Origin of the sequence: Vibrio aerogenes (assembly GCF_024346755.1) — a bacterium.
Lineage (GTDB): Bacteria > Pseudomonadota > Gammaproteobacteria > Enterobacterales > Vibrionaceae > Vibrio > Vibrio aerogenes.
Map to the genome: position 1 here is coordinate 605,001 of NZ_AP024861.1, position 23,646 is coordinate 628,646.

At 46.0% G+C, this 23,646-nt stretch carries 23 protein-coding genes; 5 read left to right on the forward strand and 18 right to left on the reverse strand.

The window, feature by feature from the left end:
• Window positions 1-8: 8 nt before the first annotated feature.
• The 18 genes from OCV29_RS02785 to OCV29_RS02870 all read right to left on the reverse strand — a co-directional run bounded on the left by OCV29_RS02785 (window position 9) and on the right by OCV29_RS02870 (window position 17,760).
• Window positions 9-737: a FliA/WhiG family RNA polymerase sigma factor gene (locus OCV29_RS02785; RefSeq protein WP_073603505.1), complete on the reverse strand. Its 729-nt coding sequence runs from the start codon at window positions 735-737 to the stop codon at window positions 9-11.
• A gap of 9 nt (window positions 738-746) precedes the next feature.
• Window positions 747-1,235 (reverse strand): flagellar basal body-associated FliL family protein, encoded by a 489-nt coding sequence (locus OCV29_RS02790; protein ID WP_073603504.1) that lies wholly within the window; start codon window positions 1,233-1,235, stop codon window positions 747-749.
• A gap of 23 nt (window positions 1,236-1,258) precedes the next feature.
• Window positions 1,259-2,473: a flagellar hook-length control protein FliK gene (locus OCV29_RS02795; protein WP_245796812.1), complete on the reverse strand. Its 1,215-nt coding sequence runs from the start codon at window positions 2,471-2,473 to the stop codon at window positions 1,259-1,261.
• Window positions 2,470-2,790, reverse strand: coding sequence for a LafD (locus OCV29_RS02800; RefSeq protein WP_139281563.1), 321 nt, complete (start codon window positions 2,788-2,790; stop codon window positions 2,470-2,472). The genes OCV29_RS02795 and OCV29_RS02800 overlap by 4 nt, the downstream gene beginning before the upstream one ends.
• Complete coding sequence (gene fliS / locus OCV29_RS02805; protein WP_073603502.1) at window positions 2,774-3,160, reverse strand: flagellar export chaperone FliS; 387 nt, start codon at window positions 3,158-3,160, stop codon at window positions 2,774-2,776. Before fliS ends, OCV29_RS02800 begins: the two co-directional genes overlap by 17 nt.
• A gap of 21 nt (window positions 3,161-3,181) precedes the next feature.
• A complete protein-coding gene (fliD, locus tag OCV29_RS02810; protein ID WP_073603501.1) occupies window positions 3,182-4,546 on the reverse strand; it encodes a flagellar filament capping protein FliD in 1,365 nt (454 codons plus the stop codon).
• Between the two features lie 602 nt (window positions 4,547-5,148).
• A complete protein-coding gene (gene lafA / locus OCV29_RS02815) occupies window positions 5,149-5,991 on the reverse strand; it encodes a lateral flagellin LafA (RefSeq protein WP_073603500.1) in 843 nt (280 codons plus the stop codon).
• Between the two features lie 231 nt (window positions 5,992-6,222).
• Window positions 6,223-7,503: a TolB family protein gene (locus OCV29_RS02820; protein WP_073603499.1), complete on the reverse strand. Its 1,281-nt coding sequence runs from the start codon at window positions 7,501-7,503 to the stop codon at window positions 6,223-6,225.
• A gap of 193 nt (window positions 7,504-7,696) precedes the next feature.
• A complete protein-coding gene (locus OCV29_RS02825; protein WP_073603498.1) occupies window positions 7,697-8,980 on the reverse strand; it encodes a hypothetical protein in 1,284 nt (427 codons plus the stop codon).
• Between the two features lie 192 nt (window positions 8,981-9,172).
• Entirely contained in the window at window positions 9,173-10,447 is a 1,275-nt protein-coding gene (locus OCV29_RS02830) for a TolB family protein (RefSeq protein ID WP_073603497.1), read from the reverse strand.
• Between the two features lie 211 nt (window positions 10,448-10,658).
• Window positions 10,659-11,486: a diguanylate phosphodiesterase gene (locus OCV29_RS02835; protein WP_073603496.1), complete on the reverse strand. Its 828-nt coding sequence runs from the start codon at window positions 11,484-11,486 to the stop codon at window positions 10,659-10,661.
• Window positions 11,479-13,572, reverse strand: coding sequence for a flagellar biosynthesis protein FlhA (gene flhA / locus OCV29_RS02840; RefSeq protein ID WP_073603495.1), 2,094 nt, complete (start codon window positions 13,570-13,572; stop codon window positions 11,479-11,481). Before flhA ends, OCV29_RS02835 begins: the two co-directional genes overlap by 8 nt.
• Before the next feature lie 29 nt (window positions 13,573-13,601).
• Window positions 13,602-14,729, reverse strand: a complete 1,128-nt coding sequence (gene flhB / locus OCV29_RS02845) for a flagellar biosynthesis protein FlhB (RefSeq protein WP_073603494.1) — start codon at window positions 14,727-14,729, stop codon at window positions 13,602-13,604.
• On the reverse strand, window positions 14,726-15,502 hold the full coding sequence (gene fliR, locus OCV29_RS02850) for a flagellar biosynthetic protein FliR (RefSeq protein WP_073603493.1): 777 nt from the start codon (window positions 15,500-15,502) through the stop codon (window positions 14,726-14,728). Before fliR ends, flhB begins: the two co-directional genes overlap by 4 nt.
• Window positions 15,502-15,771, reverse strand: coding sequence for a flagellar biosynthesis protein FliQ (gene fliQ, locus OCV29_RS02855; RefSeq protein ID WP_073603492.1), 270 nt, complete (start codon window positions 15,769-15,771; stop codon window positions 15,502-15,504). The genes fliR and fliQ overlap by 1 nt, the downstream gene beginning before the upstream one ends.
• A gap of 16 nt (window positions 15,772-15,787) precedes the next feature.
• Entirely contained in the window at window positions 15,788-16,486 is a 699-nt protein-coding gene (gene fliP, locus OCV29_RS02860) for a flagellar type III secretion system pore protein FliP (protein ID WP_175561534.1), read from the reverse strand.
• Between the two features lie 72 nt (window positions 16,487-16,558).
• Window positions 16,559-16,930, reverse strand: coding sequence for a flagellar motor switch protein FliN (fliN, locus tag OCV29_RS02865; RefSeq protein ID WP_073603595.1), 372 nt, complete (start codon window positions 16,928-16,930; stop codon window positions 16,559-16,561).
• A gap of 11 nt (window positions 16,931-16,941) precedes the next feature.
• The gene (locus OCV29_RS02870) at window positions 16,942-17,760 is read right to left on the reverse strand and encodes a FliM/FliN family flagellar motor switch protein (RefSeq protein ID WP_073603490.1); all 819 of its coding nucleotides are present in this window, start codon (window positions 17,758-17,760) and stop codon (window positions 16,942-16,944) included.
• 597 nt (window positions 17,761-18,357) lie between these two features.
• Between OCV29_RS02870 and OCV29_RS02875 the strand changes: the two genes are divergently transcribed.
• From OCV29_RS02875 to OCV29_RS02895, 5 genes are read left to right on the forward strand one after another with little or no spacing between them, the layout of a single operon-like run.
• Complete coding sequence (locus OCV29_RS02875) at window positions 18,358-19,176, forward strand: MotY family protein (protein WP_175561529.1); 819 nt, start codon at window positions 18,358-18,360, stop codon at window positions 19,174-19,176.
• Window positions 19,176-20,507: a sigma-54-dependent transcriptional regulator gene (locus tag OCV29_RS02880; protein WP_073603594.1), complete on the forward strand. Its 1,332-nt coding sequence runs from the start codon at window positions 19,176-19,178 to the stop codon at window positions 20,505-20,507. The genes OCV29_RS02875 and OCV29_RS02880 overlap by 1 nt, the downstream gene beginning before the upstream one ends.
• 14 nt (window positions 20,508-20,521) lie before the next feature.
• Window positions 20,522-20,908 carry a flagellar hook-basal body complex protein FliE gene (locus OCV29_RS02885; RefSeq protein ID WP_073603488.1) on the forward strand — a complete coding sequence of 129 codons (387 nt, stop codon included), beginning with the start codon at window positions 20,522-20,524 and terminating at the stop codon, window positions 20,906-20,908.
• A 3-nt stretch (window positions 20,909-20,911) separates the two neighbouring features.
• Window positions 20,912-22,663 carry a flagellar basal-body MS-ring/collar protein FliF gene (gene fliF / locus OCV29_RS02890; protein WP_073603487.1) on the forward strand — a complete coding sequence of 584 codons (1,752 nt, stop codon included), beginning with the start codon at window positions 20,912-20,914 and terminating at the stop codon, window positions 22,661-22,663.
• Window positions 22,623-23,645 carry a flagellar motor switch protein FliG gene (locus OCV29_RS02895; RefSeq protein ID WP_073603486.1) on the forward strand — a complete coding sequence of 341 codons (1,023 nt, stop codon included), beginning with the start codon at window positions 22,623-22,625 and terminating at the stop codon, window positions 23,643-23,645. Before fliF ends, OCV29_RS02895 begins: the two co-directional genes overlap by 41 nt.
• The last annotated feature ends 1 nt before the right edge of the window (window position 23,646 follow it).

A 23,646-nucleotide genomic window follows, 5' to 3' on the forward strand; every position in this document is an offset into this window, starting at 1 on the left:
ACTGACTCCTAAAGGGACAAATAGTGATTAAGTTGTTTGAGCGCCTGTTTATGTAACTGACAGATGCGGGGCGGCGTCAGATTGAGGACCAGCGCAATTTCCTGAAGATTGAGTTCATGTTGGTAAAACAGCGTCAGCAATAGCTGATCCCGCGTGGAGAGCTTACCAAGAGCCTGTTCCAGGCTGCGGCGGATATGTTCATGTTCCATCCCTTCGTATTGTTCATCAATATGACTTTCCAGTCCGTTTTCAAGCAGTTGATCGAGACTTTGAATTTCACCGGCCAGAGAGGCATTTAACCGGTCATAGTAATCCTGTTCATCGGTGCCGAGTGCCCGGATGATTTCAGTATCCGTTGGTTGCCTGCCAAGTTGCCGGGTCAGATCACGGGTGACATCATTGAGCTCGTGCGCTTGTTGTCTTTTTTTACGGGAGCGCCAGTCCAGACGGCGCAGTTCATCAAGAATAGATCCACGGATCCGGCAGACAGCAAATGCAGGAAAGTTTTCATCATCAATGTTGCCGTAGCGACGGCCGGCTTCAAGCAGGCCTATCAAACCGATTTGCTGCATGTCTTCAACGCTGCAATAGGTATTGGCATGAATACGTAGCTGATTCACGATTCTTTTGACTAAATGTTGATAACGGGCCAGCAGATGATTTTCATCGATAGGAACGGCGGGTGTGTTCACTTCCTCCGTTGCTTCATAGCCTTCCTGAAAATGTATATCCAATATGAATGCCCTCTATTGCACGACATATTTGGTCAGCAGCACATCATCAATATCCCGGACGATTTCTGTTTTTTCAAAAGCCATCAGAATGGATTGTTTGACTTCTTTTTGCAGATGATCCAATGCCTGTTCACCGTACAAATCTGCATAGGTTTTGTTGCTGAAAAGCTTGATTAACGTATTCCGGACCAGCGGCATATAGTTATCAATTGCTTCCATCCGTACGGGATGGCGGGTTTCTATAGCCAGTTCCAGCATGACGAAATGATTCTGTTGTTTTTCACCTTTGACACTGAGAACAACTTTTTCCAGCTGGTGGAAGACGGGGGTAGGGGAGATGGGATCCTCTTTCTTGGTGAACACCGAGATAAAAGAATCTGAGCCATTTGCACCTGAAGACTGTTTTAAGTACCAGATACCACCAAAGACAGCACCGCCGGATACAATCGCGGTCGTGATCAGCATCATCACACACAGAATAATCATTTGTTTTTTGGTCATTGCCTTTTTCCCTCGTTGATGATTCAGGCTTGTGTATTCAGCCAGTGCTCAGAAGTCACTGACGTATGATTCTCGTCCGGGTGATGATCACTCCGGGACGCAAATATCGTGGGTTCATCTTCCTGACCGGTATAAGACTGGCCATCACTTTGATGTTCTGCGCCAACATTGACATCGACATGCATAAAATTCTGGTTTTGCAGTTCGGTCCGCAAGCGATCAGAGACCTGCATTAATGCTTCCCGTGTCGCGGTGGAACTGGCGTGGATCTGGACATTCAGCTTGTCGCCGTCGACCCGGACCATCAAGTCCAGTTTGCCTAATTCAGGCGGATCGAGGCGGATCCTGGCTTCCTGTAAATTTTGTTGTGCCTGTAGCGTGACCCGGTCGTGCAGAATGCTCAGCATCTGCTCACCCCATTTGCCTGATTGTGGATCAACCCTGACGGCTGCCCATTCCGCACCATTGGCTGAAGCCTGTGTCGTCGTACCCGTACCTGCGGTATGTTGCGTTTGAGTGGTTGCCGCTGACAGTGTTTGCAATGCATTGCTGATTGTTGCTGAAGGCGTTGTCTGCCCCTCTGTGGCTGACAGCAATACGGACTTCAGGGCGAGCTTGTCAGTCTGACTCAGTGCTGATGCCGCGGTCAGTTTTTCGGTCTGAGTCAACTGGCTGAGTTTCTCTGCCGCTGATGTGCCGGTGATCTCCTGACCTTTCAGCTGCATTTTTTGTTCACCCATCGCTTCAGCTATTTTTGCCGAAACCCGGTGACTGTGTGAGTGATTCTCAAGTTCTGCCTGAGAGAGCCGTTGCTGCTGTACATTCAAAATATCACTGAGAATCGCCGCAATTCCGGAAGCATCCTGTGAATCAGGCTGTGCCTGTTTTTGTGAGGACAATACTTTTTCTGAAGATAACGCTTTCTCTGAAAATGAAGCAACCTGTGACAGCGCCTTTTCCTGTGTATGGAACCCGTTTTGTCCGCTCTGCAATCCCCCGGACTGCGAAGTATGAGAGGATTGTCCGGCAGCGTTCGCACTCTGACTGGTTTGCGAACGCGTGTGACTTTGTTCCGATCGCTGATGCCGTTGCTGACCGGATACGCCCCGGAAAGTCTGAGCGGATTGCTGACCTTTTTCTCCGGCGCTGCTTCGGGCCTGATGCACCTGAAAGCCTTGTTGCGCCTCCTTCGGCTGCTGGGCAGACGTTGCTGAGGTTAAAATCTGAGTCTGAATCATCGATGTTCTCCGTCCGGCGTTGCAAGTTGATAGGCCATCGCCCTTTCCTGCTGCATCCGGACATTATTCATGGTTTGTTCCAGTTCCCGGGTGGCCTGAGACAATTGCTCAAATGCGGCCTGATGGATGACCTTGATTCTGGTAATCTCAGGGGCAAGGCGCGGATCATTCAGATAAGCCTGATGCGTGGCCAGCAACTCCTGGAGCTGTTGGTCATAGCGCATCAGAGAAGGCCAGTCTTCAAGCTTGGCTGCAATCTGAATCCGCTGGGCCAGATGGCGGAAACGCTCCGGAGAGACTTTATGCATTCTTGCCAAAATCCATCCACCCTTCCCGAATGTTGTTCATCACCCGTTCGACATTGGTCAGATGGTCAACATTATTCTGTACACTGGCCTGATAGAGCTCGACCTGACAGAAGTCATAAAGCTGGTGCAGGTTTTCGGCAATTTCACCGCCATTTTCATCGTCCAGCGCACTGTCAAGGCCGACCAGAATGTTCATGCATTTGCTGATTCCCATACCTTTTTCGGCGTAGCGTTTGGCTTCGATATGGCCGCGAATGCGCTCGACTTCATCCAGCAGCCCATCAATCAGCATCACGACCAGTTGATGTGGGTTCGCCGATGCGGCCTGTGCATCTAAATCCACCTGTTGGTATGAGTCATAACCTGAATCCATTAACATACATATTTCTCCTGAATGAATTTAAGATGAGGATGAAGTTGAAGCAGATGAGAACATCGACATGGTTTTATCCATTTGCGTCAGCAGAGAGTTCATCTGGGTAAACTGATTCAGATAACGCTTGTAGGCCATGTTATAGCGCTCTTCCAAAACGATCTGTTTATCTTCCAGCTGGTCGATACTTTGTTGCAGGCTGGTTTCGCGGGATTTAAAAATACCGCTGACCGAATCGGTATATGATTTGGTGACTTCTTCAATCGAATCCAGCAAATTCCCGGTGCCGTTAAACATACTTTCCAGAATGTTGCTGTTCTCTTTCTGAGCTTTCGCCAGTTTAGTGGCATCCAGTTCCATTTCACCGGTCCGGCTGATGGTAATGCCGATATCGCTGAGATGTTTGCCATCAAAGGTTTGCCGGACAACCCGGTTGACCTGGGCCTTAATTGAACGAAGTGTTGGGTCATTTGCCAGAATGCCCCGCTCGCTGTCATCGGAACTGCTTTTACCGTATTGATTCAGCGTTGACATCAGGGTGTTGTAGGCTTCAATAAATTTATTCACCTGGCTTTTGGTGGCGTCATCATCTGCACCCACTTTCAGGTTCAGAGACGATTCACCACTGGTCTGCGCTTTGGTGACGGTCACATCCACCCCTTCAATCACATTGCTGAATGTGTTGCTGCTGTTGGTGAGTTTCAGGCCGGAATTTTGTGCGCCTAACCAGATCACCGCATCCTTCGCTTCTGTAATCTGATTGAGGGCGCTGAAAGCATTTTCGAACCAGCTTTCCCCGGTCCCTGAAGCGGACACTGAGATGGTATTTGCTGCACCGGTTTCGGTGCTGCTCAGCATGAAATGGGTTTGGCCGTTAGAGCGTACCAGTGTGGCGCTGACACCCGGATTATCGCTGCTGTTATTAATCGCTTTGACCAGCTCGGCCATGGTGGTTTTGCCATCACCATCGCTGTCAATGGTCGATAAATCCAGTGTCAGGGTGTTACTGCCAACCGTCAGATCCAGCGTGCCGGTGGCCGGAATTTCGGTATCCGCCGTTAAGGTCGAGGGCATACTGGCAGAAACCTGATTGGCGGTGGCAATCTGCTCAACAAAAATCTGATAACTTCCGGCCAGTGCTTTGGCGCTGGCGGAGGCGGTAAAATTGCTCTCAGACGAACTGGTTGCAGAATTCTGAACCACACTGCTGTTGCTGCTGTTCATCGATTGAACCGCAGAGCGGAAGCTGTTAAGCGCTGTCTGAACTTTACCTAATGCCGTCAGTTGCGACTGATAGGTATTTTCCTGCGTTTTGTACAGGGTCTGAAATGCCTGAACATCATATGTGGCCAGGTTTTTTGCCATTGAGGCTGCATCTACCGTTGAACTCATTCCGGTCGCTCCTTATCGATTCAGTTTGCGTACCAGAGAGAAGTCATCGCATCCCTGATATGCGTTATGATGTATTTGCAATAACTGTTCCAGCTATATTGCTATTAAAAATCAATCAGTTATCCGTTTTTATGCTGAATAACGGAAGTTTTATTTCCCTGCCTGAAGTTCCGCTCAGCTACCGCAGGAAATAAAGCCTGTTGATGGCGCTCTGAATCCTGCATCTTGAGGTCACTTGGGTATATAAGGCGACCTGAATCGGCAGATGATTAAGAGAAATACAGGGAATCATGACTAGGGTCTGTTAACCTTTTGAGTGCATTTTTGCAGCCCTTTGGGTTCATCTAAAAGTATCTTGCGCTGCGTTATTCGTCGTTCGCATAGAATCACTATGCTTCTCTTCTCATGCCTTGCTCAAAATCCTTTTAGATTGAACAAAATTTGTACTCAAAAGATCAACAGACCCTCGGAATCCGGCAGGGAGAGAGGCTTTTCGACAGATCGGATTGGAGCGGTATCCATAAAAAATGGCCCCCCGGAGCGGGAGGCCAAAGACCAAATAAATTTGGCATAGATATAGATAAATAAAAGGATTTTGTTGCTTAGCCCAGCAGAGACATTGCAAGGCTTGGCATTTGGTTTGTTGTTTGCAATACTTTTGTACCTGCTTGCATCAACATTTGATTCTTAGTCATATTTGAAGACTCAACTGCGAAGTCAGCATCAGTAATACGACCTTTCGCGGCAGCTGTGTTTTCTGATACGTTTGCCAAGTTGTTAATGGTGTGTTCCAAACGGTTAATGTTTGCACCAAGAGAACCGCGAATTTTACTTACACTATCAAATAGTCCTTCAATTGTTGTGATTGCACTATTTGCATCAGTCTGTGCTGCAATACTACCAGCAGCTGTAAAATCAAGAGCATTTAAATCAGTGGCAACGTCATTTACAACTAACGTCTCATTAGCTGATGCACCAATCTGGAATGTAATATCCGCAGCAAGGAATCCATCTGTTGCAGTACCTTGTAAAAGAGCCTTTCCTGAACCATAAGTTGTTTGTTGTAAAATACGTGTTGCTTCTTCACCTAACTTTGTAAACTCAGCCTGAAGAGCATCACGTTCAGTCTGGCCGTTTGTTCCATTGGCTGATTGTGTTGCCAGATCTTTCATCCGGTAAGCTATATTGGTCAACTCTTCCATCGCACCATCAGCAGTCTGCAATAGTGAAATTGCATCTTGTGAGTTACGTTTTGCTACGGACATTCCACGTGTTTGTGCTTCTAAACGGCTTGCGATGGCTAATCCTGCCGCATCGTCAGCAGAAGAGTTGATGCGCAGACCAGTACTCAAACGTTCCATCGCAGTAGTTAAAAGATCGTTTGTGCTGCTCAGCGTATTCTGAGTAACCAACGACGCGTAATTAGTGTGCATTGATAAAGCCATCTTAGTCTCCTTGGTTTGTTACTATCGTGCTTTGTCATTTTCAAGCATCGGGGCGATACCCGTTTCTTTGTTCAATAATGAAAGGCGGACGGTTACTGGCAGGAATTAACTAAAAAATAAAAAAAACTGAAAATAAATTGCTTTTCGTGATAGCCGGGAAGGGAAAAAGGCACAGCAGATCATGAAAACCCGCGCTATCGCGGGTTTGATCGATGTGGATAGAATACGGGGTTAGTAATCATCACTGAAACAGATTTGAGGGGCGGTCGTACCGGGTTTCTGGCGATAGAGGTAGATTTGGTAATCGGGACTACTGGTTGGTTCATCTGGCAATAAATGAGCCCCATTTGCAGACCAGTACATCCCATTACCTTGATCGAGTATTTTGATTCGGACAGTTGAATTAAGTGGTTTCTTTGAGTCGCTACCATCGACAGCGGATACAGATCCTCTGTGAAGTTTTTGTTCTGTATAGTCGTATAAATAAACTTGTTCATCACAATAAAACGCCACGGCATTACCATTTTCTGAGATACTTGGATAGTGGCAAATTTTGAAATGATTTCCCTCATTATCCTCACTGATCACCTGAGTTTGTATACCGTTGATATCTGCACGAGCGATTTTTCCCCAAGGCATAATATATGAAATATATTTTCCATCGATACTGATTGTAGCTCCACCTGCTTGTATTATTTTGTTAGATTCATGATCAATAGAGACAGGTTTACTTTTTCCAGTTACACGATCATAAACATAGATTATCGATTTTTTATCACTGTTGTTTATAGTTGAATCCACGATTGCATTGGTTTGATATATCAGATAACGGCCATCTCCGGAAATGCGTCGTAGCCCATAAGTGTAGAATGCCAGTGAAAATTCATCACCATAAATATCTTTGTTAATTCTTTTTCGGGTATTTTTGGCAACATCCCAGAGGTAAAGCTGATTCATTTTTTGCGAGGAATGCTCTAAAACCGGGCCATAGTACCCGTAATATACATATCGTCCATCTTCACTTACCTGAACTCTGTAACCTGGGGCTTCAATATCGGGAATATTGCCATTGATGTCCCGGTTAATGATTTTGGCAACACCTGTTTTTAGATCATACAGATATATCATTTCGTCTCTATATCCGCTTTTTCTTAAAACCAAAAAACGGCCATTGGCTGTCATTGATATAATACCCAGTCTGCGGAAGGTTTCATCATCCATTTCTTTAGGACGAGGTATTCGGGTTATAGTGCCATCTAATGTATTCTTGACATAAAGTCCCTTTTTTCCATCACTATCATAATTGTGGTTGTTGGTTGCATAAAATACGACGTATTTGCCGGAATAGGTCGCAAATCCGATGCTTTTTTGCGCATTATTAAATTCACCCTGAGCGTTCGCCGAGGCGCCGTAAAGTTCGTATTCTTTTTCAGCACCACTATCGGCTAAATCCATACCCGCATACGCATGCACACTTGCCAGAATCAGTGTCGATAAAAGTAGTCGTTTCATTCGTTGTTCCTTTTTTGGAAGATATACCGAATAAAACAGGCGACGCAGTGAGTAAATGATTAAATAGGATTTTGGTATATTATTCTGGTGAATGATATGCTTGGTCAATGCTTGCTGTGTTTTGTGTAAATAAAAAGCAGATGACCAGTGAGATCATCTGCTTTGTTGGGTTGGTTACTCTGTTTATGTCTGATTAATAATCATCACTGAAACAGATTTGAGGGGAGGTCGTACCGGGTTTCTGGCGATAGAGGTAGATTTGGTAATCCGGGTAGGAAGGTTCACCTTCCAGTAGTTGAGCTTTTTGGGTTCGCCAGTACATTCCATTTCCCTGATCTAAAACGGTCAGATTGTTTGTTCCATCAGTTTTTGCGTTATGCCCATCGACCAGAGATGTTGAGCCAATGTGTAGCTTTTTCCCGGTATAATCATATAAATAAGCTCTTTCATCGCAAGTAAATGCCAGTGTCAGTCCTTCCGATGAAATGGATGGATAAGAACAGTGCTCAAGTTGTTCTCCCTGATCGTCCTGACTGATAATTTCTCTGTGCAGAGTCTGCAGATTCACCCGGTTAATTTTGTCTGAATCCTGAAGATAAGTCGCGAATTGACCATCAATACTAATTGCTGGCATGGTCGCTTTAATCCATTGGTTAGATAACAGATTGACAGTGATAAGACGACTTTTGCCTGTTACTCTGTCATAAACATATATTTTTGTTTTATTTTTATCGATATTGATGTTGTCGGCGTCAAGATCGGCATTGGTTGCATAAATCAAATAGCGTCCATCGCCAGAAATGCGTCGCTGTCCATGACTATAGATGAGCAAAGAAAAATCATTTCCATAGATATCTTTGTTAATTCTTGTCCGGATATTTTTTGCTACATCCCAGAGATAAACCTGATTCATACTTTGAGAAGAGTGTTCTAAAGTGGCACCATAATATCCGTAATAAATATATTGACCATCTTCACTGACTTGAACTCTGTAGGATGAGTTATCAACCTTGGGAATATGATTATCAATATCTCTGTTAATGATCTCAGCTTTGCCACTCTTTAAATCATATAAGTACATAATATGGACGTGGTATGTACTATCTACACCACCATCAACAACCAGAAAACGTCCATTGGCTGTCATAGAACGAATTTTCATCTTGCTGAACTTTTCATCATCCATTCCTTCAGGTGCAGGGATGCGGATGACTGATCCATCAAGTGTATTCTTGACATAATGTCCCCATTTTCCTTCGCTGTTATAATTGTTACCGCTACTTGAGTGAAAAACAACATATTTACCTGAGTAGGTTGCGTAGGCACTGTACTTGTAGGCATTATTAAATTCACCCTGAGCGTTCGCCGAGGCGCCGTAAAGTTCGTATTCTTTTTCAGCACCGCTATCGGTTAAATCTACACCAGCATACGCATGCACACTTGCCAGAATCAGTGTCGATAAAAGTAGTCGTTTCATTCGTTGTTCCTTTTTGGAAGATATACCGAATAAAACAGGCGACGCAGTGAGTGAATGATTAAATAGGATTTCAGTATATTATTCTGGTGAATGATATAATTGGTCAATACTTACTGTGTTTTGTGTAAATAAAAAGCAGATGACCAGTGAGATCATCTGCTTTGTTGGGTTGGTTACTCTGTTTATGTTTGATTAATAATCATCACTGAAACAGATTTGAGGGGCGGTCGTACCGGGTTTCTGGCGATAGAGGTAGATTTGGTAATCGGGAGAATTGGGTTCTCCTTCGAGTAAATGAGCTCTTTTTGCTTGCCAGTACATTCCATTTCCCTGATCTAAAACGGTCAGATTGTTTGTCACATCTGTTTTTGCGTTATGCCCATCGACCAGTGATGTGGAGCCAATATGTAGTTTTTGCTCTGTATAATCATATAAATAAGCTTTTTCATCACAAGCAAATGCCAGTGCCAGTCCTTTCGATGAAATAGATGGATAAGAACAGTGCTCAAGTTGTTCTCCCTGATCGTCCTGACTGATAATCTCTCTTTGCAGAGTCTGCAGATTTACCCGGTTAATTTTATCAAATGCCTGAATATATGTAGCGAATTGACCATCAATACTGATTGCAGGCATAGTCGCCTGAATCCATTTATTTGACTCAGGATCGACAGAGATAAGACGGCTTTTACCTGTCGTGCGGTCATACAGATAGATTGGCGCTCCGTTTTTATTGCTATTGATATGGTTAGCATCAACATCGGCATGGGTTTGATAAATCAGATAGCGGCCATCGCCTGAAATACGTCGTTGCCCAAAATAGTGGATTGTCATTGAAAAATCATCACCATGGATATCTTTGTTGATCCTTGTCCGGGTGTTTTTGGCGACATCCCAGAGATAAACCTGATACATCTTGGGTGAGGAATGTTCTAAAGTCTGGCCACTGTATCCGTAATAAACATATTGGCCATCTTCACTTACTTTAACACTGTAACCTGGGGCTTCAATATCGGGAATATTACCATTGATGTCCCGGTTAATGAGTTTTGCGACACCGGTTTTAAGGTCGTATAAATATACCATTTCGTCGCGATATCCACTTTTTCTTAAAACTAAAAAGCGACCATTGGCTGTCATCGAGATAACCGCCATTTGTTTGAATTTATCTTCGTCCATACCTTTGGGAGCCGAAATTCGGGTAATGGAGCCATCTAATGTATTTTTGACATAATGTCCCATTTTCCCATCACTATCATAATTGTGGTTATTTCCCACAAAGAATACGACATATTTCCCTGAATAGGTCGCGAGGCTATTTCTGACAGAAGCATTATGAAACTCCCCCAGAGCATTTGCTGAAGCACCGTAAAGTTCGTATTCTTTTTCAGCACCACTATCGGTTAAATCCATTCCCGCATACGCATGCACACTTGCCAGAATCAGTGTCGATAAAAGTAGTCGTTTCATTCGTTGTTCCTTTTTGGAAGATATACCGAATAAAACAGGCGACGCAGTGAGTGAATGATTAAATAGGATTTCAGTATATTATTTCGATGAATAATATATTTGGTCAATAGTTATTGTGTTTTGTGTAAATAAAAAGCAGATGACCAGTGAGATCATCTGCTTTGTTTGGATATTTAAATGTTTGCTTTGAAGCGATTCAGTTTCTGAAATGTTACGACCAGAAGTCTTCTTTCTTCTTCTCGTAAGACTGGAATGATAAGGGGGTTGGCAGGTCGGTGAGGTAGCCAAAATAGAAAGTGGCACCTAACAGTTTGTACTGATTTAACTCTGCCTGACTGGCGACTCTGCCTGCCACCCATTTGGTTTTTTGCTGGCGCAGAAAACGCATGATGGGCAAGAATGCACTGCGGTCTTCTTTTGTTGCCATAGGGACCGAGATTTTTAACAAATTGGGCTTCAGGGCCGGTACATACTCAAGATTGGTTGATGGATCGTTAATCTCGACCCAGAACGGGAACGGATTATCTTCATCCTTACCCCGGATAATCTGCACCAGCATCTCTGCATCTTCTTTTGACACCTTCGAGCAGTCCAGCTGAAGCGACAAGATCACGTGCAAAAAGATTTTTTTATGGAAGCGTGCGACCTGTTCCAGCATGGTTTTGCCGGGCCCCCACAACAGTGCTTCTGCCCGGATAGGCACAACGACACTGTTGATCAAATCCGGATGGAAGGTTTCTGTCTGAAACTGAGCCTGACGCAGGGCAATAATCAGACTGAATAAGTCCAGACAATAAGAAAATTCTTCCGACAGATCATAGTTGTAGACGTTATTCTCATCTTCGGATCCATAGCGAATCGTCAGATGTTGATATTCAATATCGTCGTCAAAAATGTCCCTGATCGGCTGACGGGCGTGTTGAATTTCATTATTCAGAAAAGCATCAAAGATCAACTGATCATCCTCAGTGACGATTTGCTCTTCTATCTGTTTACGCAAAAAGCGATATAGCGATTGATTCGAAGTGAGATTAGCCAAGGTTTCCTACCACATTTATCTGTTTATTTTCGGGAATTTCGTTATATGACAATACCGCCAGTCCTTGCGAGAAAGTCCTCGCATAACGGGCAAGCAACGGCCTGAGCTGCGGCATGACCAACAAAATCGGTGCCAGTCCCTGTTGCTTTAATTGTTGCTTAATCAGTGGCAGATTTTGCTGAAACTGGTTGAGAATATTAGGCTCAACCGGGAAACTGTCAAGCAGCACACTACCACTTGCCTGGGCTTGTTGCAGTGAGGTAAGTAGCATTTGTTCTAATTCATCGGACAGCGTATAAACAGGAATTTCCTGTTTTTGGCCGGAGATCATATTCACCAGGGTACGTTTGAGTGCGCAGCGAATATCAGCCGCCAGTAAAATCGGATCTTTGGTATTTTCAGAAGATTCAAGCATGGTATTGGCAATGGTGCGGATATCTTTTAGTGGCACCTGATCCAGCAATAACTGACGGAAGACTTTCAGTTGCTGGGCCGGTCTGAGGGCTGCATCCAGTGCTTCTGCCAGTTTGGGTGCCTGAGCCGCCAGCCGCTGCTGCATTTCATTGACATCATCATGATTAAACAATTCAGACAAATGGGTTTTCATGACTTTACTGATATGTGTCGCGACAACGGTTGAGTCGTCCACGACCTGATAACCCATGTTGAGTGCTCTGGCCTTCTGATCGTGCTCGATCCAAACGGCCGGGAGCTGATAAGCGGGATCACTGCCAAGAATCCCGTCAATTTCTCCATAGGTTTCACCCACCGCAATCGCCATCAGGCGATCGGGTTCAATCGTCCCCTGTTCAACAATTTCTCCATTGAGTGAAATCGTATATTGATTGGGCTTCAGGCTGAGATTATCGCGGATCCTCACTTCCGGCAGCAAAAAGCCTGCCTGCTCTGAGAGATTTTTCCGGACACCCCGGATCCGTTGTGTCAGTGGTGCGCCCTGATCTTTGTTGACGAGGTGCACCAGCCGGTAGCCTAATGCCAGTGATAAGGTGTGCACGTGAGGAATATCATCCCATGACAGCGCCGCTTCGGGTTCCTGCTGCATGGCCTGTGAAATCGCTTCGACTTCATCGAGCTGTTCATCGTGTTGCGGGTGCTTGAGCTGGCGCCATCCGGCAAAGGCCAGTACGGCAGCAAAAGTGAAAAATGCCAGATGCGGCATTCCCGGAACCATGCCAATGATCAACATGATACCTGCAACGGTAAACAGGGTTGCCGGGGTTGCCAGCAATTGTCGTTGCATGGTTTCCGCCATGTCATTGTCACTGTCGTTGATCCGGGTGACGATGATGGCCGCTGCGGTTGCCAGTAACAGCGATGGAATCTGGGCGACCAGACCATCACCGATGGTCAGCAACGCATAGGTTTTAAAGGCTTCTGAAGCAGGCAGACCATATTGGAATACGCCGATACTGACCCCGCCGATGATGTTGATGAACAGGATCATCAGACCGGCAACTGCGTCTCCCCGGACAAATTTAGAGGCACCATCCATCGAGCCGTGGAAATCTGCTTCGTTGGCAACTTCGCGACGGCGCTGGCGGGCGGTTTCCTGATCGATTAATCCGGCATTCAAATCCGCATCGATAGCCATCTGTTTGCCGGGCAGGGCGTCCAGCGTAAAGCGGGCCGAGACCTCAGAGATCCGCTCGCCACCTTTGGTAATCACGACGAAGTTGATGATCATCAGAATGATGAAGACCACCATCCCGACAACATAGTTACCGCCGATGACGACTTCACCAAAAGCCTGAATCACTTTACCGGCCGCATCCCCGCCATTGTGACCTTCTAAAAGTACAATCCGGGTGGAGGCGACGTTCAGGGTCAGACGCAGCAGAGTGGCAATCAGCAAAATGGTCGGGAAGACCGAGAAATCAAGCGGTCTTTTCGCGGTCGTACTGACCAGCAAGACCAGGATTGCTAACACAATGTTGAAGGTGAATAACGCATCCAGCAGCAATGGTGGCAGAGGCAGAATCACCATGGCTAACACCATCAACAAGACGACAGGAATACCCAGATATCCCTTTTTCGAGTTTTGCAGATGTTTTAACTGGTTAAGCATGCTTACAGGTCCTTGATTTTATGACGTTATTAGTGTTTTAAATTGTCTGGAATGGAAAAATGAGGCAATGGCAGTGGCTTGTCGCCCTGTCCACTGCGGAATGCTTTCAGCTGCAACACATAAGTCAGAATGTGCGCAACCGCCACATAAAGCTGGTTAGGAATCGCCTGCTCAATGGCGGTGGTGTAATAAACAGAACGTGTTAATGGCGGTGAGTGAATGATCTCAACCCGGTTATCTCTGGCAACACGCTGAATGTGCATCGCAGTTTCATCAACACCTTTGGCGACAACAAACGGCGCTTCGGAAATCTCCGGATCATATTTGATCGCGACTGCATAGTGAGTCGGGTTGACGATCACCACATCGGCTTCCGGCACCATTTTGTCGATTTTACGCCGGGCAAACTGTTGCTGAATCTGCCGGATCCGCTGTTTTACTTCCGGGCGGCCTTCATTATTTTTGTACTCTTCCTTCAGCTCCTGCTTGGTCATTTTCAGACCTTTCATGTGCTCCCAGTTTTGGTAAGGGATATCAATCACACCGAAAACCAGCAAAGCAAAGCCCATCAGCAGTAATCCTTCAAACAGAATATTCATGATCAGGGTGACGCCCTGATCAAGCGGCAGGCGCTGAAGGCCAATTAAAGGCTGCAAGTGATTATCAAGATAGATATACAGGACCCCGAAGATCACACTGACTTTCAGTGACGATTTCAGTAGCTCAACGGCGGAGCGGGATGAAAAAATTCGTTTGACACCGCTGATTGGGTTGAGTTTACTCATTTTGGGCAACAGGGAAGCCGGACGAAACAACCAGCCGCCGAGTACCATCGTACTGGCGACGGTGACGATGATAATCACAATAAACATCGGCAGCATCATTTCAATAATAATGCCCAGACTGTTGCCCAGATGCTCAATCATTTGCTGTGGGTTACTCAGGTCATTTTTGGTCAGTGACATATTGAAACGGAACACGCCACTGATAGATTCCCAAATCGCCGGAAGCTGACTGTAAAAGTAAATCGCCACCGCCATGAATATTGTGGCCGTGGTGAACTCTTTTGCCCTCGGAATCTGACCTTCCTGACGGGCTTTTTTTATCTTCTGGGGCGAAGCCTTCTCAGTTTTATCCTGACTGGATTGATCGCTCATGTTCCCCCCAGCATTAAACGATCCATATACCGGAGGGTATCGTGGACCAGTGCCATGTAACGGCCGGGTACACCGGAGACTGAAATCAGCACACTGAACAGACCCAGTAACATGGTCATCGGAAAGCCGAGCGCATAAACGTTCAGGCTTGGTGCTGCCCGGTTCATGACCCCAAAGCTGATATTTGCCAGTAACATGGAAACAATCGCTGGCAGCGCCAGGGCGAGGGCAGAAGTAAACATCCAGCCAAACACCGAGATCACACCTTTCAAAGATAAGACGGTAATCCCTGAACCGACCGGCCAGACGTGAAAGCTTTGAATCAGGATATCGATGATCAGCAGATGCCCTTCGAGTGCCAGAAACAGCAACGTACTGAATACGGCAAACAGACGTCCGAGTACCGCAACGGACTGGCCGTTGATCGGATCATTCATCATCGCCATACCCAAACCCATTTGTAGTGACAGGATCTGGCCCAGCATGGTGAAAATGCCAAAAAGCATATGCAGGATCAACCCAAACATGATGCCCCATATCGCCTGCTCAAATGCCAGAAACAGCGAGGTCATCGACATCAGATCGACGGCTGGCATCGGTGGCATCAGCGGGGCTGTCATGGTCACAATCGACAAAACCAGCAGTGAACGCACCCAGACCGGAATCATACTGTTGCCAAAGAAAGGCATCGACAAAAAAGCCGCACCCAGCCGGAAAAAAGGCCACCAGAGTTGCCCGAGCAGGCTGGAAATCTGTGCGAACGTGATTTCCATCAGCCAATCATTCCCGGAATGTTGTGAAACAGATAATTGAACAGATCCATGATTTTTTGCAACATCCAGTGACCGGCAAAAATGACCATTAGCAGAGTGACCATCAGGCGGGGAAGAAAGCTGAGCGTTTGTTCATTGATTTGAGTGGCTGCCTGAAAAATTGCAATACCCAGACCAACAATCAGCCCGGGTACGACCAGCACACCTACCATCGTAATGACTGTCCAGACTGCATTTGATATCAGGGTAACCGTTAATTCAGGTGTCATAAGTAACCTCGCGGACTTATCCGAAACTGGCCGATAATGTACCGACTGTCATTGCCCATCCGTCAACCAGAACAAATACCACCAGTTTGAAAGGCAGTGAGATAATTAAAGGAGACAACATCATCATCCCCATCGCCATTAGCACGCTGGCGACAACCAAATCAATAATCAGAAACGGAATAAACAGCATGAATCCGATTTGAAAAGCGGTTTTCAGTTCGCTAATTACGAAAGCCGGCAGGATCACAGCAAAAGAGATATCTTCAGCCTTTTGATCAAGCGGTTCATTAGCGATTCGTAACATCTGCTCCAGTGCATTTTTCTGCGTCTGGGCCAGCATAAAGTGACGAACCGGCTTTTCTGCCGTTTTAAATGCCTGTATCAGTGTGATATTACCCTCATCGTAAGGTTTGAAGGCGTGCTGATAAATATCAGACCAGACAGGACGCATAATCAGAATTGTTAACGCCAGCGCGATGCCGGCCAGTACCCGGTTTGGCGGTGTTTGCTGTAATCCCAGCGCCTGCCTGAGAATCGCCAGCACGACAATAATCCGGGTAAAACTGGTTGCCATCAAAATAAAGGCAGGCAAAAAACTTAATGCCGTCATTAACAACAATATTTGCAGTTTAACGCTGTATTCCTGTTGATGTTCACCATCAGAAACAGTGAAAAGTGTCAGGCCGTTATCCGCTGCAAATGAAGAATGCGCCATCAAAAGCAGCGCAATTCCCACAATCCAGTACCACAAAAAAGGACGTTGTTTTTCCATTGCCTTTTAAGTCCGTTATGATTCAACCGATGACAATGCGGTATCGATGACATCAATCAGGCGCAGTCCGTATTTGTCGTTGACGACAACGACTTCTGCGTGACCTAATAATGAACCGTTCACTTTGACATCCAGTGGTTCACCATTCATTTTATCCAGTTCGATCACTGAGCCTTCACCCGCTTTCATCAGATCACCGAGTGAAAGCTCTTTACTGGCGACTTCAAGCGTGACGGTCACCGGAATATTTTTGAAAAAATTTAAATCATGTCCGGCGTGTTGTACCGGTTCTGCTGCTGTTTCAGCAGTATCGAAGTCTTCAAGCTGAAAGTCGTCGAAATTAATGTCTTCGCCATCAATCGTTGTTTTTTCTGTTCCATCACTCATGATTGTGTCAGTCATCTTTGGGACTCCTTAGTTGCATTTAAAGTTAAAACGAGTTGCCCTTCCTGCTCAAAAACACGTCCGGAAAACAGGTGTTCATTGCCAATATTTACGGGAACTGTCGACAAAAGTTCAATGGGAAGAATATCGTCAGGTTTTAAACTCAGGACATCACTTAGAGGCAGATTTTTCTTACTGAGAAGCACATTCAGACGCACGGGAGTCGCTTCCAGAGAACGATGTAACTGAGGGGTCAGGTTATGAGCCGGATCCAGATTCAGTTCGTTGATGAGTGTCTGAACCAGGTTACTTTCTATAATCAGTGCAAGGTGGCCCGCATGATCACCGTATTTCACGGTAGCGACTGCGCGAAGTCCGACATCACTGCCTATTGCACTTTCACACACTTCCCACATGTCATCAGGCGCAATCCACTGGCTGACTAATTTACCAATTCGTTCCTGCAGTCTGAGGTCGCTGGAAGTTAATGTGCTTTCCTGCCGTTCGACATCCGCAGCATAAAAACGGTCTGCAAGCTTCACTAATGTTTTATTTTCTAAACTGACAAATAAGGTTCCGCCATGCTGGTGCCTGAACTGAGTGACCGAATTTTTGTCAATATCTGCTGGTTTCAGCCAGTGAAGTTCGACAAATTCAAGCCTTACATCAATTTGATGATGCTTCAGCCAGACTTGTAACTCGGTAGCTAGTTTATTGCATGATCCGGCAATAATTGTTTCCAGTTTTTCCCGGATCAAATGAACAGGCTTTCCCAATAACTCCACGTTCAGGGGCTTGATCTCCGGAACTGGCGTATTGTTTTTTATTTCCATTTGTATTTTACCGTGCGTTAACAATGGATAAATGTATAACTTAATTAAATGAACTGCAGTTTATACAGAGTTTTTAAAAAGTTTTTACTAAATTTTCATGTCGGATTTTAAGTTTGTGACTTTAGTTCATATGTTGGAGATGAACATCATTTTAATACTTCAAAAAAAATTAGAAAGGGGGTAACTTACTGATCCAAATAATATAGATAAGTACAAAATACATGCAGTTGTATCTATTTTGTACGCTAATATACAGAATTATAAACAAAAATATTTGTAATAACCGATTTCATAAAAGCGCCAGATACATTTTATTTATGGCTGAGTTTCAGAGCTGTAGTTAGCTGTTTTATTGTTAATGCTGTAGGTATAAGTGATTCATAAATAAAATTAATAATGTCTGGCGTGCTGCTTTTTAAGGTGTGTTATATGAGGTTATATGCCAGTAAAAAATGCGCGATGGCATATTTATATAATAAGATAATGTCAGAGCGTGGTAAGAAGTGCTTTTGTCATCTGTCTGTAAAAATATATTCTTTCATTGTGCTTATATTTTCATCTGGCTCATGTTTTGCGTTCCAGAATATACAAATCCCTATGGATTTGTCTGCTTGGGTATATTCAGGAACTAAGGTTAAATGTACATTAACTCACCTGGATACTTCCTATGGGAAGTTTTATTTCCGCTCATTACCGGATAATCAATTATCTTTTGAATTCCGTTTAAATAAAAAATCACAAAACTGGACATCAGCAACCTTATCAAAGGTAAGCCCGCCATGGGTCGAGCCTGCTTTAACTATACCTGTCACTACGGTCCGGAACGACAATTCCGGACAGTTTTCGTTTCACCGGGATATGAAAGCTTTGCTGCAGGATATTGCGCAGGGGCAGTGGATTCAGGTGATGCTGAGCGGAAATGAATCTTCCGCTTCTGAAACAGTTACAATTCCGTTAGTTCGTATCCATCAGGAATTGAAAAAGTTTCAGTCATGCCGGAGCCGATTGCCAGCCATGTCATACAGACAGGCGAGAACGGTTGTTTTGCACTACACCAATGGTCAGCGTCAGTTATCTGCCAGTCAGCTTCGTGAGCTGAAAGACATGGTGACTTACATCGATGTTGATTCGCGTATTCAACATATTCTGATTGATGGTCATACCGATAATACCGGCCCTTCAATTACGAATCTTAATTTATCGCGTACCAGAGCTGAAGATGTTGCCCGTGTGCTGAAAAAATACGGGGTGAAGTCCGGATTAATCCAGATCAGAGCTCATGGTTCACGTTATCCGGTATCCAGTAATCATACGGCAGACGGCCGGGCGAAAAACCGCCGCGTTACCATTCGCCTTGTGCGTGATAATGAAGACATCGTTTCCCGGAAAACCAATCAGAAAAAGAAGGTTCAATGATGATGAATACAGATATTTTGCTGGTTGAGCCCAATGAACATTTTTCTCAATCAGTCATTGAAGTCCTGGAAGGCGCGGGATACAGCGTTCGCCATGCCCGCACCGGACGCAGCGCACTGCTTGAAGAAAAAGCAGCAATTACAGTGGTCAGCTCAGATTTGCCTGATATGTGTGTTCGTGAATGGGTCGAATGTCATCAGAAGCAAGCAAACAGTGGTGTTGCGATCGCGATCGTCGGGCAGGATCAAAGCCTGCTGGCGGCTGAAACAATGAAAGCGGGTGCAACTGATTATTTGTTACGTCCTTTCGAGTCAAATCAATTACTGAGTTTATTACGCCGGGTGGAAGCGCTTGGTCAACCCATGGCGAATATTGTCGCGGAATCCTGGCGCAGTAAACAGGTGCTGCAGCTCGCTCACCGTGCTGCCTGTACCAATGCCAGCGTGTTGATTTCCGGTGAATCAGGCACAGGCAAAGAGGTGCTTGCCCGTTATGTTCATGAGCAGTCTTCCCGTGTGGATGGGCCGTTTATTGCGGTGAATTGTGCGGCGATTCCGGAGTCAATGCTGGAAGCGGTACTTTTCGGCCATGTTAAAGGGGCATTTACCGGCGCCGTTGCATCGCAGAGTGGTAAGTTCGAAGAAGCCAACGGTGGCACGATTTTGCTGGATGAAATTGGGGAAATGTCACCGGCAGTTCAGGCAAAACTATTGCGGGTGCTTCAGGAACATGAAGTTGAGCGGATTGGCAGCCATAAGCCTATTCGTCTGGATATCCGGGTGATTGCGGCGACCAACAAAGATTTACGGGAAGAAGTTCAGAAAGGTCATTTCCGCGAAGATCTTTATTACCGTCTGGATGTGTTACCGCTGTACTGGCCGCCATTGCGTGAGCGCCGGGAAGATATATTACCCATCAGTCAGTTCTTTATCCGCAAATATCAGGACGGTAGTCAGTGTTATTTGTCTCAGGATGCACAATCGGCTTTAAGCCAGTACCACTGGCCGGGAAATATCCGGGAGCTGGAAAATGTGATACAGCGGGCTTTGGTCATGCGCCATGGCGACTGTATTACCGCTCAGGATCTCATGTTGTCGGCAGACTTTCAGCCGGCAATGATGCCAGCAGAATCAGGACCGGCATTTGGTCATGTTGAAGCGAAGAAACAAGCAGAATATCAATATATTTTAGATAAATTACGTCAGTTCGGTGGCAACCGGACCAAAACAGCGAATGCCCTTGGTGTCTCGACCCGTGCGCTGCGTTATAAGCTTGCGGCGATGCGGGAACAGGGTATCGATTTACAATCGGCACTGGGCTCAGCTGCCTGAATGGAGAGATAAACATGGCAAATCAATCAATGAATAATATCGCCTCAGCAGAGCAGCTGATGCTGACCAGAATGGATATGATGCGGACAAAAGCTCAGCCTGATTTTATGGTGAGCGCAAACCCACTGGACAGCAAACTTCCGGATGGCAACTTTCTGGCGACCACACATTTAAATCCGCCTTTGTCTTTTTCTGAAGCGATGACTCAGGTTTTAAACGTTGTTGATTCACATCAGGCTGTCGCCAGTGAAAAAATGTCAGCCGTTGAAACCGGGAAAAGTGATGATCTGGTTGGTGCAATGGTTGCCAGTCAGAAAGCAAGCTTGTCTTTCGATGCTTTATTACAGGTCCGTAATAAGGTTGTTTCTTCGTTCGAAGATATCATGAAAATATCGGTGTAAATTATGGCTGAACTTTCAACACATGTGGCTGGCGCTGCAGCGGCGACGGCCACACCAGCTCAACCTGTGGCTGCTGATAACATGGATAACCTGACACGTAAGATGAAGGACTTATGGTCAAGCAGTCAGCGCAATCTGGTGTTATCTGCTGTGCTGGCAACGATTGTTGCAGCAATCATTGTGGTCGCTTTATGGAGTTCTGCACAGAGCTTCCGCCCGCTTTACAGTCAGCAGGAACGTTTTGATATCGGTGATATTATCTCGGTTCTGGAGTCTGAAGGCATCACTTACCGCCTGCAGGAACAGAATGGTCAGGTGCTTGTGCCTGAAGGTCAGGTGGCACATACCCGGATGCTGCTGGCGGCAAAAGGTGTAAAGGCTAAGCTGCCGACGGGACTGGATACACTGAAAGATGACAGTTCACTCGGGACCAGTCAGTTTATGGAGACGGCCCGTTATCGTCATGGTCTGGAAGGTGAATTAGTCCGGACTATCATCTCGTTAAATGCGGTGAATAATGCCCGGGTACACTTAGCGATTCCACGTGAAACCCTCTTCGTCAGACAAAATGGTGAAAATCCTTCTGCCTCGGTGATGTTGGAACTGAATCCCGGCGATGATCTGAAACCAGAACAGGTAGAAGCGATTGTTAACCTTGTTGCTGGCAGTGTGACCGGCATGAAACCGGAATTTGTGTCTGTGATTGACCAGTACGGCCGCTTGTTGAGTGCTGACATTGGTTCTGCTGAATCAGGAAAAGTCAACGCGAAGTTTCTTGAATATCAGAAAAACGTCGAGAAACAGATTATCCGCCGGGCTTCGGATATGCTGACGCCCATCGTCGGTCCGAGTAATTTCCGGGTTCAGGTTGCCGCCGATATGGACTTCAGCCGGGTTGAAGAAACCAGTGAAGTGATGAGTGATGATCCTGTTGTTCGCAGCGAGCACACCATCAATAATAACTCCGTCGATCAAATTGCTTTGGGGGTTCCGGGGTCACTCAGTAACGAACCGCCGGTGACCGGAGAAAAACCGACCAAAGACAGCCAGAATACCAACGCCCGTTCCGAAGTGAACCGTCAGTATGCGGTTGGCAGTAAAGTGCGCCGGACACAATATCAGCAGGGACACATTAACAAACTCAGCATTTCTGTCTTGCTGAATTCAGCGGTTGCGCCAAATGGTACAGCCTGGACAGATGAAGAGAAAACTCAGATCAGCGACATGATTAAAGAAGCGGTTGGGATGACGACCTCCCGCGGGGACAGCCTGAGTCTGATGAGCTTCAACTTCACACCGGTTGAGATTGAAGCGCCGCCTCAGATCCCGTGGTGGCAGGATCCAACTGTGCAGCAGCCTTTACGTTATGTGATTGGCGGTATGTTGGGACTGGCGATGATCTTCTTTGTTCTGCGTCCGCTGGTGATGCATCTGACCGGTGCGGATCGCCGCGATCCGGAAGCTGAAGCTGCTGCTGAACAGGATGAGCCGGTTTACGATAATCTGCAAACACGTGAGGAGCGTGAGCGTGAAGAAGCGCTGAATCGTCGTCTGGCAGAGAAAGGTATCTCAGGTTCCAACGGACTGGATGTCGGCAGTGATATGTTGCCACCACCAGGATCGCCGCTGGAGATTCAATTGAAACACTTACAACTGATTGCAAATGAAGAACCGCAACGGGTTGCCGAAGTACTGAAACAATGGGTGAATGTTAATGAACACAGCAGAGTCGACGCAGAAGCAGAACAAGCTTAATCCTGTTGAACAAACCGCACTGGTTTTACTCGGTATGGGTGAAGATGCGGCAGCGAAAGTGCTGCGTCACTTCAGCCGTGATGAAACGCAGCGGGTCACCCGTGCGATGGCAAAACTCAGCGGGATTAAAAGTGATAACGCCCATCGGGTGATTCAAAGTTTCTTTGATGATTTCCGCCAGCATAGCGGGATCCGGGGGGCTTCAAAAGAATATCTTTCAAATACCTTGCGTAAAGCGCTGGGGAATGATTTGGCGAAAGGATTGCTGAACAATCTTTATGGCGATGAAATCCGTAATAATATGCAGCGTTTGCAGTGGGTTGATTCAGAGATTCTCGCCCGGTTTATTGCGGACGAGCACCCTCAGATGCAAGCTATTTTCCTTGCCTATTTACCGGCAGACAGTTCTTCAGATGTGCTGAAACATTTACCACAGGATTATCATGATGAGCTTCTGTACCGGATTGCCCGCTTGCAGGATATTGATCATCAGATCGCGAATGATTTGAATGATTTAATTGAGCGTTGCATCGAGCAGGTTTCAGTCACCCAGAGTGCACCACTGTCTGGTGTGAAGCAGGTTGCGGATATCATTAACCGCTTCCAGGGTGATCGGGCGGCACTGATGGAAATGCTCAAGCTGCATGATGAAAATGTGGTGGAAGAAATTGAAGAGAACATGTTTGAATTCCTTGTTCTCGGACGCCAGACCGAAGAAACCATGGATCGGCTGGTACAGGAAGTGCCACTGGAATTGTGGACTGTGGCTCTGAAAGGTGCCGATATCACCTTGCAACAGGCGATTAAGCGTTCAATGCCGCAGCGGATGGTGAAAGCGCTGGAAGATGAGATGCAGGTGCGTGGTGCTCTACCGCTCAGCCGGGTTGAGCAGTCCCGTCAGGAAATTATGCAGATTGTCCGTGAATTGAGTGATTCTGGTGAAGTTGAATTACTGCTTTATCAGGAACCGACGGTGGAGTAAG